Annotated in this window: 12 protein-coding genes; all 12 read left to right on the forward strand. The window is 32.8% G+C overall.

The window, feature by feature from the left end; translation table 11 throughout:
• Nucleotides 1-656, forward strand: a 656-nt coding sequence (locus tag HKP48_RS00995; protein ID WP_296341911.1) for a DUF2779 domain-containing protein, incomplete at its 5' end; no start/stop codon positions are given.
• 54 nt (nucleotides 657-710) lie between these two features.
• Nucleotides 711-1,124 (forward strand): hypothetical protein, encoded by a 414-nt coding sequence (locus HKP48_RS01000; RefSeq protein ID WP_296341913.1) that lies wholly within the window; start codon nucleotides 711-713, stop codon nucleotides 1,122-1,124.
• A gap of 108 nt (nucleotides 1,125-1,232) precedes the next feature.
• Nucleotides 1,233-5,012: an efflux RND transporter permease subunit gene (locus HKP48_RS01005; RefSeq protein ID WP_296341915.1), complete on the forward strand. Its 3,780-nt coding sequence runs from the start codon at nucleotides 1,233-1,235 to the stop codon at nucleotides 5,010-5,012.
• Nucleotides 5,009-6,232 carry a TolC family protein gene (locus tag HKP48_RS01010; RefSeq protein WP_296341917.1) on the forward strand — a complete coding sequence of 408 codons (1,224 nt, stop codon included), beginning with the start codon at nucleotides 5,009-5,011 and terminating at the stop codon, nucleotides 6,230-6,232. The genes HKP48_RS01005 and HKP48_RS01010 overlap by 4 nt, the downstream gene beginning before the upstream one ends.
• Nucleotides 6,233-6,268: 36 nt before the next feature.
• Nucleotides 6,269-6,520, forward strand: a complete 252-nt coding sequence (locus HKP48_RS01015) for a heavy metal-binding domain-containing protein (protein ID WP_296341918.1) — start codon at nucleotides 6,269-6,271, stop codon at nucleotides 6,518-6,520.
• Between the two features lie 13 nt (nucleotides 6,521-6,533).
• Nucleotides 6,534-7,502 carry a metal-dependent hydrolase gene (locus HKP48_RS01020; RefSeq protein WP_296341920.1) on the forward strand — a complete coding sequence of 323 codons (969 nt, stop codon included), beginning with the start codon at nucleotides 6,534-6,536 and terminating at the stop codon, nucleotides 7,500-7,502.
• Entirely contained in the window at nucleotides 7,502-9,994 is a 2,493-nt protein-coding gene (locus HKP48_RS01025; protein WP_296341922.1) for a heavy metal translocating P-type ATPase, read from the forward strand. Before HKP48_RS01020 ends, HKP48_RS01025 begins: the two co-directional genes overlap by 1 nt.
• A 4-nt stretch (nucleotides 9,995-9,998) precedes the next feature.
• On the forward strand, nucleotides 9,999-10,790 hold the full coding sequence (locus tag HKP48_RS01030; protein WP_296341924.1) for a cation transporter: 792 nt from the start codon (nucleotides 9,999-10,001) through the stop codon (nucleotides 10,788-10,790).
• A gap of 19 nt (nucleotides 10,791-10,809) precedes the next feature.
• Nucleotides 10,810-11,394, forward strand: coding sequence for a DUF2911 domain-containing protein (locus HKP48_RS01035; protein WP_296341926.1), 585 nt, complete (start codon nucleotides 10,810-10,812; stop codon nucleotides 11,392-11,394).
• Nucleotides 11,395-12,189: a PepSY domain-containing protein gene (locus HKP48_RS01040; protein WP_296341928.1), complete on the forward strand. Its 795-nt coding sequence runs from the start codon at nucleotides 11,395-11,397 to the stop codon at nucleotides 12,187-12,189.
• Nucleotides 12,107-13,876 (forward strand): efflux RND transporter periplasmic adaptor subunit, encoded by a 1,770-nt coding sequence (locus HKP48_RS01045; protein ID WP_296341930.1) that lies wholly within the window; start codon nucleotides 12,107-12,109, stop codon nucleotides 13,874-13,876. The genes HKP48_RS01040 and HKP48_RS01045 overlap by 83 nt, the downstream gene beginning before the upstream one ends.
• A gap of 32 nt (nucleotides 13,877-13,908) precedes the next feature.
• Nucleotides 13,909-14,403 carry a heavy-metal-associated domain-containing protein gene (locus HKP48_RS01050; RefSeq protein ID WP_296341932.1) on the forward strand — a complete coding sequence of 165 codons (495 nt, stop codon included), beginning with the start codon at nucleotides 13,909-13,911 and terminating at the stop codon, nucleotides 14,401-14,403.
• The last annotated feature ends 293 nt before the right edge of the window (nucleotides 14,404-14,696 follow it).

The raw sequence follows: 14,696 nt of genomic DNA on the forward strand, positions 1-14,696 counted from the left end.
AACAAGAGCAACCAATAATAAATAAGCCTAACATCAAAAGGGAATTAGATAAATTAAAATTTCCATTACATTTTATAGATTATGAGACCTATGCAAGTGCTATCCCAAGATTAGATGGTTTAAGTCCGCATAAGCATTTAACCTTTCAAGTATCAATCCATACACTAACAGAAGATAATACGCTAACGCATTTTGAATATGTATTGGATGCTATGCAAATGCCAATAGATATGCTACAAGCTATGCAAGACTTTACAGGAAGTACAGGAACGTTTGTATCGTGGCACGCAAGTTTTGAAATAGGAAGAAATATAGATTTAATAGAATGGTTACCTCAATTTGCAAGCTACCTAACATACATTAATGAGCATATGTTTGATTTAGAGACGATTTTCAAAAAAGACTACATAGACTATCGTTTTCACGGTTCAAGTTCTATTAAAAAAGTACAACCTATTTTAGTTCCTGATTTAAGTTATTCAGATTTAGATGTTACTAATGGTACTATGGCGTTAGATACTTGGGGCAGAATGGTTTTAGACCCAAATTTTAATGAAGATATAGAAGCAACAAGGCAACACCTTTTAGACTATTGCAAATTAGATACTTTGGCAATGGTTAAGATTTATGAAGTATTAAAAGAGCTAATTAATTAAACTTCTGTTAAACAAAATACGGAATTGTTAAAATTTTGTAATTTCGTAATTATAATGAAACAGTTTTTCCATAAAATAATGTCTTTGTTGATGGCTTTCGTAGTGTTATTCTTAACGTTGTCGTTTACTGTAAATATGCATTATTGTGGAGATACTTTAGTGGAAACTGCTATTTTCTATAAAGCAAAAGGTTGCGGAATGGAAATGGAAAAACCATCTACAGAAGGTTGCAGTATTACAAAAAAGAATTGTTGTGACGACAAGCAATTAGCTATTGAAGGTCAAGACGAACTACAACTACAATTCGATAAAATTACGTTTGAGCAACAAGTATTCATAGCTTCATTTGTTCATACCTATATTAACCTCTTCGAAGGCTTAGATAACAATGTATCTTCTTACGAAGAATACAAACCACCACTCGTCGTCAGGCAAATCTTTAAGATTGACGAGACTTATTTAATTTGATTTTTAAACAATAGACTGTGTTATTCTATGGCTGTATGTCGTAAGGATAATTTGCTGTATTCGGTGTTTTCGTAACACCATTGTCTAATTGTTTAATTATCAAAGCCAATGCTAAATAAAAGCATCAAATTTTTAATAGAAAATAAACTCGTAGCAGTTTTAATGCTTGTCCTTTTTGTAGGATGGGGAACAGTAAACGCGCCTTTTAATTGGGATACAGGATTTTTACCAAGTAATCCTGTTGCAGTTGATGCTATTCCTGATATAGGTGAAAATCAACAAATCGTATTTACCAAATGGGATGGTCGCTCACCGCAAGATATTGAAGACCAAATCACCTATCCATTGACAACATCTTTATTGGGTATTCCAGGAGTAAAAACCATTCGTAGCTCGTCTATGTTTGGCTTTTCAAGTATCTATATCATTTTTGAAGAAGATGTAGAGTTTTATTGGAGTCGTAGTAGAATATTAGAAAAGCTCAATTCATTACCAAGTGGCTTATTACCTGATGGTGTTAATCCTGCTTTGGGTCCAGATGCAACTGGTTTAGGACAAATATTTTGGTACACATTAGAAGGTCGTGATGAAAACGGAAATGTAACTGGTGGTTGGGATTTACACGAATTACGAAGCATACAAGATTACTATGTAAAGTATGCCTTATCATCTGCAAGCGGTGTATCAGAAGTAGCTTCTATTGGTGGTTACGTGCAAGAATATCAAGTAGATGTTAATCCTGAATTAATGCGACAATACAATATTGGTTTACATCATATTGTAAAAGCGGTTAAGGAAAGTAACAAAGACATTGGTGCACAAACATTAGAAATTAACCAAGCCGAATATTTAGTACGTGGTTTGGGTTATGTAAAATCCATTTCAGATATAGAAAATGCTGTAGTTACTTCAGAGGACTACACAGCTATCAGAATTAAAGATATAGGCAAAGTATCATTAGGTCCTGCAACACGAAGAGGTCTTTTAGATAAGGAAGGTGCAGAGGTTGTTGGTGCTGTTGTTGTTGCTCGTTATGGTGCGAATCCTATGGAAGTTATCAATAACGTTAAAGAGAAAATTAATGAATTAAGCGCAGGATTACCTTCAAAAGTATTGGCAGATGGAAGAACGTCACAAGTAACTATTGTTCCTTTTTATGATAGAACGGAATTGATTCAAGAAACTTTAGGTACACTTAATGAAGCTCTAACGTTAGAAATACTAATTACCATTTTAGTTATAATCATTATGGTATTTAATTTACGTGCTTCTGTATTAATCTCTGGCTTATTACCTGTTGCAGTTTTAATGGTATTTATAGCAATGAAGCTCTTTGGTGTCGATGCTAATATTGTGGCGTTGTCTGGTATCGCTATTGCTATTGGTACTATGGTAGATGTTGGTGTTATTCTTTCAGAAAATATTATAAGGCATTTAGATGAAAACGAGAATGTTATTCCGACAGAGCGAGGAACGAGCGACGAGGAATCTCATAATGAGATTCTTCACGATGTTCAGAATGACAAATTACCTATAAACACAGTTGTTTACAATGCAACAGCAGAAGTTTCAGGCGCAATCGTAACAGCTGTAATGACAACTATTATCAGTTTTATTCCTGTTTTTACAATGATTGGTGCTGAAGGAAAATTATTTCGACCATTAGCATTTACCAAAACATTTGCTTTAACAGCTTCTATAATTGTAGCCTTATTTTTAATACCACCATTTGCAGCATTTTTATTCAGAAAAAAATCCATTAAAAGTAATTTTAAATATGTTTTAAATGGTGTTTTAATAGCATTAGGTATCGTTGCTATAATTTATGGTTATTGGTTAGGATTGATATTAATTGCTTTTGGAATTACAGCACTTCTTAACCTACAAAATAAGTTAACAGATAAACAAGCTAATCTTATTAATATAGTCATTTCTGTTTCTGCTATTGTGTTCTTATTGGCTGAATATTGGAGACCATTAGGCATAGATAAAAGTATCTTTTGGAATCTCATTTTTGTAAGTATTATTTGCTTTGGCTTATTAGGTCTTTTCTCATTATTCATTAAATATTATACAAGAATTTTAAGATGGTGTTTAGACAATAAACTATTGTTTTTATCTGTACCAACAGCTATTGTAATTGCTGGTTTTTTCATTATGAAGAATACAGGAAAAGAGTTTATGCCATCATTAAATGAAGGTTCTTTTTTGTTGATGCCAACCTCAATGCCGCATTCAGGAATAGAAGAAAATAAAAGGGTTTTACAACAGTTAGATATGGCTGTAGCAAGTATTCCAGAGATAAAAACAGTAGTTGGTAAAGCAGGTCGTACAGAATCAGCTTTAGACCCAGCACCACTATCAATGTATGAGAATGTCATTCAGTATAAACCAGAATATATGCTGAATGAAAACGGAGAACGTCAACGCTACAAAGTCAACGATGATGGCGAGTATATATTAAAAAACGGAAATGTCATTGCAAATCCAAATAATACTAAAAATGTCACCTTGAGCGCAGTCGAAAGGTCTCAACTCATACCAGACAACAACGGCGAATTTTACCGTAATTGGCGACCAGAAATACAATCACCAGACGATATTTGGAATGACATTGTTAAAGTAACCAAACTACCAGGAGTTACATCAGCACCAAAACTACAACCTATTGAAACCCGATTGGTAATGCTTCAAACTGGTATGCGTGCACCAATGGGAATAAAGGTTAAAGGTCAAGACTTAAAACAAATTGAAGCGTTTGGTGTACAGTTAGAAGATATTTTAAAACAAGCCGAAGGTGTAAAAGATGAAGCTGTTTTTGCAGACCGTATTGTAGGGAAACCTTATTTGCTTATTGATATTGATAGAGAAAAGATAGCACGTTATGGTATTTCAATACAAGATGTACAAGATGTACTTAAAGTTGCAGTTGGCGGAATGGTATTAACCCAAACCGTTGAAGGCAGAGAACGCTATGGTGTACGTGTGCGTTACCCAAGAGAATTGAGAGCAAATCCAACCGATTTAAAACAGATTTATGTACCAGTTGAAAAAGGCAGTCCAGTTCCTTTAAGCGAATTGGCAACCATAAAATACGAACAAGGTCCACAAGTCATTAAAAGTGAAGACACTTTTTTAGTAGGCTATGTATTATTTGATAAAATGGATGGTTTCGCAGAAGTAAGTGTTGTAGAAAATGCACAAGACTTAATTCAAGAAAAAATTGATAATGGCGAATTAGTAGTGCCAAAAGGTATTAACTATCAATTTACAGGAACATACGAAAATCAATTAAGAGCAGAAAAAACCTTATCAGTTGTTGTGCCTTTAGCATTAGCAATCATTTTCTTAATTCTATATTTTCAATTCCGTTCTGTAGGTACATCATTAATGGTGTTTACAGGTATTGCAGTAGCATTTGCTGGCGGATTTCTAATGATATGGCTCTATGGTCAAGATTGGTTTTTAAACTTCAATTTCTTTGGTGAAAACTTACGTGATTTATTTCAGATGCATCCAATTAATTTAAGTGTTGCTGTTTGGGTGGGCTTTATTGCACTTTTCGGAATTGCAACCGATGATGGTGTAGTTATGGCAACGTATTTAACACAAACATTCGATAGAAACACACCAGATAATAAGAAGGAAGTAAGAGCATCTGTTGTAGAAGCAGGAGAAAAACGAATAAGACCTTGCTTAATGACAACAGCTACAACCATATTAGCATTATTACCAATACTAACCTCAACAGGTCGTGGTAGCGATATTATGATTCCTATGGCAATACCAAGTTTTGGCGGAATGTTAATTGCCTTAATAACCTTATTTGTAGTACCAGTTTTATACAGCTGGAAAGCAGAAGTTCAACTAAAAAGAGCATCAAAATGAAACATATAAAAACAATCTTTTTTCTTTTTTCTATTCTCTTTGCTCTCAATGGAAATGCGCAACAATTAGAAACTTTAATTAACGAAGCATTAATTAATAATCCAGAGATTCAAAAGTTCGAGTTACAGTACAAAAGAGTTTCAGAAAAAGTAAATGAGGTCAATACAATTCCTAATACCGAATTTGGTGTAGGTTATTTTATAAGTGAGCCAGAAACACGAACAGGAGCGCAACGTTTTAAGGTGTCAGCAAAACAAATGTTGCCTTGGTTTGGTACAATTACATCAAGAGAAAATTATGTGAGTGCATTGGCAGATGCTAAATACGAAGATATTGTTATTGCAAAACGAAAATTAATGGCATCTGTTTCACAATCGTATTACAAGTTATATGCTAACATTACAAAACAAGATATATTAAGTGAGAACATTAAGCTATTGGAAACCTATGAAACAATGGCTTTAACCTCTGTTGAGGTTGGTAAAGCATCAGCAGTAGATGTGTTACGATTACAAATGCGTCAAAACGAGTTGCAACAACTAAAGGATGTATTGCAACAACAATTTTTAGCAGAACAAACTATGCTAAATAATCTATTAAATAGAGAAAATGATATTGAAGTAAATGTGGTTAAAGACCTATTGATTCCAAAAGAAGATTTTGAAACTACTACTGAAAATTTAGCATTGCACCCAGAATTATTAAAATATGATAAACTCTTTACATCTATTGAACAATCTGAATTATTGAACCAAAAAGAAAGCAGTCCTATGATTGGTTTTGGATTAGACTATATCAATGTTGCTGAACGTCCAAATATGAATTTTAGTGATAACGGAAAGGATATTATAATGCCAATGGTTTCGGTGTCAATTCCAATTTTTAATAAAAAGTACAAATCTATTTCAAAGCAAAATGAACTGGAACAACAAGAAATTCTATCTCAAAAACAAGAAAGACTAAATACTTTGGAAACACTTTTAGATAAGGCAGTAAATGAGCGCATATCGGCAAGAATAAGTCATAATACAGCAACAAAAAACATTAAGCAAGCTAAAGACGCAGAACAAATACTGATAAAAAGCTATGAAACTGGTACGATAGATTTTAATGATGTTTTAGACATTCAAGAATTACAACTAAAGTTTCAAATGAGCCAAATAGAATCAATTAAGAACTATTATGTTCAAAGTACAATCATCAATTATTTAACCAATTAAAATACAATTATTTATTAACTATAAAATCAATTTATAATGAAAACAGTAAAAACAATTTTAGGAGTATTAGTATTCGCATTAATGCTAACAATTGTATCGTGTAAAGATGCTAAAAAGGACGATGCAACTATCAAAACTGAACAAGCAGAAAAGAAAGAGTATGCTTCCGCTTATGTATGCCCAATGCATTGTGAAGGTAGCGGAAGTGATAAAGAAGGAGAATGCCCAAAATGTGGTATGGCTTATGTGAAAAATGAAGACCATAACAAAGATGGTCATAAGCATTAATTAATTTTTTAAAATGGATAGTATAACACAGGCAACATTAGGAGCAGTAATTGGCGAAACAATGCTCGGCAAGAAAATTGGCAATAAAGGCGCAGTTATTGGTGCTATTATAGCAACTATTCCTGACCTTGATGTTGTTTTACTTCCATTGTATTCAGCATTAGAACGGATTAGCATTCATCGTGGATTTAGTCATTCAATCCTATTTAGTTTTATAGGTGCATTTTTAATTGCATTTGTTTTATCTAAAATTAAATGGACAAAACTCATATCCAATTCAAAATTATGGTTGTTTAGTTGGTTGGCTTTATTTACGCATATTCTTTTAGATGCCTTTACAACTTATGGTACACAAATGCTATTGCCATTTTCAAACTATCGTGTAAGTTTAGATAACATTAATATAGTTGACCCAATTTATACCATACCATTATTGGTAGGATTAATTTTAAGTCTATCGATTTATAGAAATAAAACTACAAGAATTAAACCAACAGTTATTGGACTTGTAATAAGCACGCTGTATTTGGTTTTTACATTCGGAATTAAGCATAATGTTAACAATACATTCCGTTCCAAATTAAAAGAACAAGGCATTTCTTATAATAATCTATTAACTGTTCCTGTCGGAATCGGAAGCGTAAATTGGTATGGCGTTGCCAAAACAGATAGCAGTCTATTCATTGGAAAGTATAATAATCTTAAACAAGATAATATTGTTTTTACAGAATTTCCAATTAACGATTATTTGCTGAATACTATAGATGATGAATTGGCTTCTACTTTAAAATGGTTTTCTAATGGATTTTATACAGTTGTAGAAAGCGATGGAAAAATACGATTGTATAATATGCAATGCGATATGCAGGGCATTCGTACGTACGGAAATTACAAAGCACCAACAGCCTTTTATTTTGAAATAACACCGCTATCTGATGGAAATTACAACCTTTCCACAGGAATGCATAAAAAAGAACAATAATGAAACATATCTTTTACATACACGGAATGACCTGCAACGGTTGTCGTAATCACGTAGAAGAAACACTTTCTAAAGTGGAAGGTGTTTCAAAAGCAACAGTCAATTTAGAAGAGGCAGAAGCTACCATCGAAATGGAATCGCATATTCCTATAGAAACATTTCAAAAAGTATTAAAAGATGATGGTGATCGATACTCTATTCATAAACAAGGCGAACACCAACATACTAAAGAAGAAAAACAGGAACGACCTAAAGGCAAAGGAACTGGAACATATTATTGTCCTATGCATTGCGAAGGAGATAAAACCTACGATAAACCAGGTGATTGCCCTGTTTGCGGAATGGATTTGGTCGAAGAAAAAAGTTTAGCTTCTGTAAGCACCCAATTGACTTGTCCAATGCACCCAGAAATAGTTAAAGATGAAGCAGGTTCGTGTCCTATTTGCGGTATGGATTTAGTTCCATTAGAAGCAGATATTTCAGAAGAAGAAAAGACCTATAAAAAATTATTGAAGAAGTTTTGGATAGCTGTAATTTTTACAGTGCCAATTTTTTTAATAGCAATGTCTGAAGCATTAGATAATAATCCTTTATATAATGTTTTAGAACAAAAACAATGGAATTGGATTCAATTTGTATTATCAATCCCAGTAGTGTTTTATGCAACTTGGATGTTCTTTAAACGTGCTTACACATCAATAAAAACATTAAACCTGAATATGTTTACCTTAATTGGTATTGGTGCAGGTATTGCGTGGTTATTTAGTCTGTTTGCGATGGTGTTTCCAGATGTATTTCCACAAGATTTTAAAACAGCAGATGGTAATGTTTTTGTCTATTTTGAGGCAACAACGGTAATTCTAACATTAGTATTATTAGGGCAATTATTAGAAGCAAGAGCACATAGTCAAACAAGTGGCGCAATAAAGGAATTACTAAAATTAGTGCCTTCAACCGCTACATTGGTAACTAATGGAGAAGATAAAGTTATTGCAATAGATAAAATTGAAAAAGGCAATTTATTACGAGTTAAGCCTGGAGAAAAAATACCAGTAGATGGTAGTATTGTAGAAGGACATAGTAGTATTGATGAATCTATGATTACTGGAGAACCAATTCCAGTAGATAAGAGTATAGACGATAAAGTAAGCTCTGGTACAATTAACGGTACAAAGTCATTTATTATGAAAGCCGAAAAAGTAGGTTCCGAAACCTTACTTTCTCAAATTATTCATATGGTAAATAATGCGAGTCGTTCAAAAGCACCTATTCAAAAATTAGCAGATAGAATATCTAAATACTTTGTTCCAATTGTATTAGTTGTTGCAGTAATAACATTTATAATTTGGGCTGTTTTTGGTCCAGAACCTGCTTATGCCTTTGCCTTTGTAAATGCAATTGCAGTATTAATTATTGCCTGTCCTTGTGCATTAGGTTTGGCAACGCCAATGTCTGTTATGGTTGGTGTTGGTAGAGGTGCACAATCTGGTGTGCTAATTAAAAATGCTGAAGCATTAGAAAAAATGAATAAGGTTGATACACTTATCGTTGATAAAACAGGTACGATTACAGAAGGAAAGCCTTCAGTTGAAAAAGTAATCTCAATTAATAATTTAAAAGAAGAAAAGTTACTTCATTTCATTGCTTCCTTAAATCTATATAGCGAACATCCTTTAGCAGAAGCCATTGTAAACTATGGTAAATCTAAAAATACTGTAATTACAAAAGTAAACGATTTTCAAGCTGTAGCAGGAAAAGGTGTTATAGGTACTATTGAAAACAAAAAAATTGCTTTAGGTAATGCAAAGTTATTAGAGCAGTTTGCCATAACGATTTCTAAAAATTTAGAAACTAATGTGGTTGCAGAACAAGAACAAGGTAAAACAGTATCATATATAGCAGTAGATAATGAAGCTGTTGGATATGTAACTATTTTCGATGCCATTAAAACCACAAGTCAAAATGCTATTAAACAACTACAAGATAATGGTGTTGAGGTAATAATGCTTACAGGAGATAATAAAAATACTGCAAAATCTGTAGCAAAACAATTAAACCTTAAACACTATAAGGCAGAATGCCTTCCAGAAGATAAACTCAACGAAATAAAATCATTACAGCAACAAGGTAAAGTGGTAGCAATGGCAGGTGATGGTATTAACGATGCACCAGCTTTAGCACAATCAGATGTTGGTATTGCAATGGGTACAGGTACAGATGTTGCAATTGAAAGTGCCTCAATTACATTAGTGAAAGGAGATTTACGAGGTATTGTAAAAGCTAAAAAATTAAGTCACGCAGTTGTTAAAAATATAAAACAAAATCTCTTTTTTGCTTTTATATACAATGTATTAGGTGTGCCAATTGCAGCAGGCGTATTATTCCCATTCTTTGGTATTTTATTGTCGCCAATGATAGCAGCGTTAGCAATGAGCTTTAGCTCTGTTTCAGTAATAGGAAATGCACTACGATTAAGAACAGTTAAAATCTAATCATATGCAAAAATCAGTTTTCAAAATATCAAAAATGGATTGCCCTTCGGAGGAAAATCTAATCACAATGAAACTATCTGAAATAGATAATGTAATGCACCTTGATTTTAATTTAGAAGAAAGAATACTAAAAATATATCATTATGCTGATGTAGAAATAATCAGTATTGCTTTAAAAGAACTAAAACTCAATGAAAGCCTAATCAGTTCCGAAGAAACAGACGAAATAATTAACGAATCTAAATCCAATCAATCAAAATTACTGTGGACAGTTCTGTTACTCAATTTTGTGTTTTTTGTTATTGAAATGAGTACAGGTCTAATTTCAAAATCGATGGGTTTAGTTGCTGATAGTTTAGATATGTTGGCAGACTCATTTGTTTACGGATTGAGTTTAATTGCAGTTGGTGGTACAATTTTAAAAAAGAAACGTATTGCAAAATATGCAGGTTATTTTCAGATAACTCTTGCAATTATGGGAATTGTTGAGGTGATACGTAGGTTTTTAGCTTATGAAGCGTTACCTGTATTTTCAACAATGATAATAGTTTCATTATTTGCCCTAATAGCTAATAGTATTTGCTTATATCTATTACAAAAATCAAAGAGTAAAGAAGCGCATATGAGAGCCAGTATGATTTTTACCTCTAACGATATTATTATAAATCTTGGAGTAATAGTAGCTGGTGTATTAGTGCATTGGCTAAAATCTGGATTGCCAGATTTAATAATTGGAGTCATAGTATTCTTATTAGTTATTCAGGGCGCATTTAGAACATTAAAATTAAGTAAGTAAAAAAACAAAAACTAATTATATGAAAACAATAGTATCAATACTCTTTTTAGCAATACTAATTACTGGTTGTAAAAACCAAGAGCAAAAAAAGGAAGAACACAACCATCAAGAAATAGAAACAAATAAAGAGGAAACGTCCAAAAAGAAACCGTTAAGCCCTCACACTTCGGCAATGGCAATGGTTGGCGATGCTCATATTCATATAGACTATTCGTCACCAGGAGTAAGGGACAGAATCATTTTTGGTGGTTTATTGGCTTATGACCAAGTATGGCAAGCTGGAGCACATATGGCAACGTGGATAGAGACCAATAAGGATTTGCAAATTGAAGGAAAAACACTTCCTGCTGGCAAATACGGATTCTTCACAATTCCTTCAAAAGATGAATGGATAGTTATATTCAATTCTAATTGGGAGCAACACGGTAAGGACGAATATGACAAAAAGGATGATGTTTTGAGGTTTAAAGTACAGCCAGAAATTTCTAATGAAATAACAGAACATTTAGAGTATAAGGTCAATAAAATTAATAATGAAGATGGTAGTATTTCATTGGCTTGGGAAAAAGTAGCTATCAATTTCAACTTTAAGGTAAAGGAATAAATGGTAAATAGACACACAGCATTAAAAATTAGAAAAACACATCGCTATTTAGGTTTGTTTTTAGGTATTCAGTTTTTGTTTTGGACAATAAGTGGACTATACTTTAGTTGGACAGATATTGACGATATACACGGCGACCACTTTAAAAATTTAGAGTATAAATCCAAATCGTTCAACAATCTTATAAGTCCTTCACAGCTTGATATTTCAAAAGGTATTAATACAATAGCATTAAGAGATATTAGTAACATACCTTACTATTGGGTTAATGACAAACAACTCTATAATGCTGTAAATGGAAATCCTAAAAACAGTATATCTAAAGAAGAGGCACTTTATATTGCAAAAAACAATATGAAAAGTGATTTAGAAGTAGATACTATTGAACAAATTGATAAGGCAGGGAAGCATCACGAATATAGAGAAAAACTACTACCAGCTTATGTCATATCCTATAAATCAGACGAAGCTCTAAAAGCCTATGTGTCCATTAAAGATGGGAAATTTCAAACAGTAAGGCATCGCAGTTGGCGTTGGTTCGACTTTTTATGGATGACACATACGATGGACTATGAAGGTCGAGATAACTTTAACACAATAGTATTAAGAGTTTTTTCACTTTTAGGATTGATTACTGTGTTAAGCGGATTTTTGTTATGGTACACATCGTCACCATCTATTAGAAAATTATTAAAGAGAAAAAATAAAAGTAATGAAAAAATATGTAATCTATTCAGCAATATTAGTAGTTGGCTTACTATTAGGCTGGTTACTATTTGGTGGTTCATCAAATAAAGAAACAGAACATAATCATTCTGAAACAGCAGAAACAAATCAAATGTGGACGTGTTCTATGCATCCGCAGATAATGCAACCAGAAGCTGGCGATTGCCCAATTTGTGGTATGGATTTAATTCCTGCCGAAAGTAGCGCAAATGGTTTGGCAGCAGACCAATTTAAACTAACAGAAAATGCAATAGCATTGGCAAATATTCAAACAACCATAGTAGGTAAAGGAAATGTTGATGGCAACACGATTAAATTGTCTGGAAAAATTGCTGAAAATGAAGAAGCTAATGCAGTTCAAGTTAGTTATTTCGCTGGAAGAATTGAACGTTTGAATGTGAGTTTCACAGGCGAAGAAGTGCGTAAAGGTCAGTTATTAGCAACCATTTATTCACCAGAATTGTATGCAGCACAACAAGAATTGATTACAGCTTCATCACTAAAAAAATCACAGCCTGTATTATACAAAGCAGTACGTAATAAATTAAAATTATGGAAGCTCTCTGAAAAGCAAATTAATCAAATTGAAACTACAGGAAAAGTAAAAGAAAACTTTCCAGTTTATGCAACCGTTTCAGGGACAGTTACCGAAAAATTAGTAGAGCAAGGCGATTATATCAAGCAAGGACAACCATTACTAAAAATTGCAAATCTAAATACCGTTTGGGCAAACTTTGATGTATATGAAAACCAAATCGATTTATTTAAAAAAGGACAAGACGTTTCTGTGTCTACCAATGCATATGCAAATAAGGAATTTAAAGGGAAGGTCGATTTTATTGACCCAATTTTAAATACTAAAACGAGAACAGTATCCTTACGTGTAGTACTAAATAATAAAAATGATGTATTTAAACCAGGAATGTTTGTGTCTGCAAATATTGATGGTGTTAAGAATGAAAATAAAGAAACCTTATTGATTCCTGCATCTGCTGTGTTATGGACTGGAGAACGCTCTGTGGTTTATTTAAAAACAAATCCAGACCAACCCGTTTTTGAAATGCGTGAAGTTACATTAGGTAATCAAATGGGTAATGAATATGAAGTTTTAGAGGGTTTATTTATTGGAAATGAAATAGTAACTAACGGAACATTTACCGTTGATGCAGCAGCACAATTACAAGGGAAAAAGTCTATGATGAATAAAGATGGTGGTAAAGTAATGACTGGTCACGAAGGTCATTTAGGAATGGAAAACAATGCATCCAATAAAGATAACGACCATACCAATATGACAGAACGTTTGGAAGTACCTAAAGCATTTCAACAACAATTAAATAGTGTTTATGAAAGCTATATTAATTTAAAAAATGCGTTAGTTGAAGATAATACAAACAAAGTATCTCAAGATGCTAATACTTTATTGGATAATTTGAGTCAAGTAGATATGAAATTAGTAAAAGATAAAACTCATAACCATTGGATGTCATTGGCAAAAGAGATAAAATCTTCTGCATCTTCTATCTCAAAAACAACAGATTTGAAGCAACAAAGAAGCCACTTCAAACACCTATCATCACATTTAATTAATACAGTACAATTGTTTGGTGTCAATGAAAAAGTTTATGTAGAGTTTTGTCCTATGGCAGATAACAACAATGGTGCATATTGGTTGAGTAAAGAAGAAAAAGTAATCAACCCATATTTTGGTGACGCAATGCTTAAATGTGGTGAGGTTAAACAAACAATAGAATAAATAAACACTGATAATAATTAAATTTTAAAACAATGAATTTTTCAAAGAAAAATCACGAACACAAAAACAAAAATGTAAACCACGTGAGTAAAAAAGTAATTTTAAGTGTAGCTGTAATAATAGCTATGGGATTAACAAGTTGTAAAAACGAAACTAAAAAAGTTGAAGAAACTACAACAACGGAAGTGTCAAAAGAAATCGCAATGACAGATTTATCTTTTGGTGTGAGAGGTAATTGTGGTATGTGCAAAAATACCATTGAAAAAGCGGCAAATAATGTTGAAGGTGTTGCAAGTGCCAATTGGGATGTCGATAAAAAGAAGATTGATGTGTCTTTTGATGATACAAAAACCGATGCATTGGCAATCCATAATGCTATCGCAGCATCAGGTTATGATACTGAAAAAGTTGCAGGAAGTGAAGAAGCCTATAAAGATTTACCAGGTTGTTGTCAATACGACCACGTAATGATGATGAATCAGTCTGGTGAAACTAAAAGTGATGACCATTCAAATCACGACCACTAAATTATAATTTAAAGAGTCTTTTTCGGAAGGCTCTTTTTTATTCCCCACAACCCAAAACCCAGTTTATTGCAAAAAGCAACAAGCCTCTGTCTTTTGTGTTGTTCCGCTCACCAGCCGCACAGTTAGTTTTATGTCATAATAGTTGTACCCACCGCTATAATGGCACATTGCTTGTTTTATTCGCTTTCAGGTTTAATACCTCGAGGCTTGCCTCGTTAATTATTACTATTTTGTGACTCGATGTCACAGAATAGTAAATATATCCATAAAAGTCATAATGTTACAGTTTTACT

This window comes from Winogradskyella sp. (assembly GCF_013042245.1).
Classification (GTDB): Bacteria; Bacteroidota; Bacteroidia; order Flavobacteriales; family Flavobacteriaceae; genus Winogradskyella.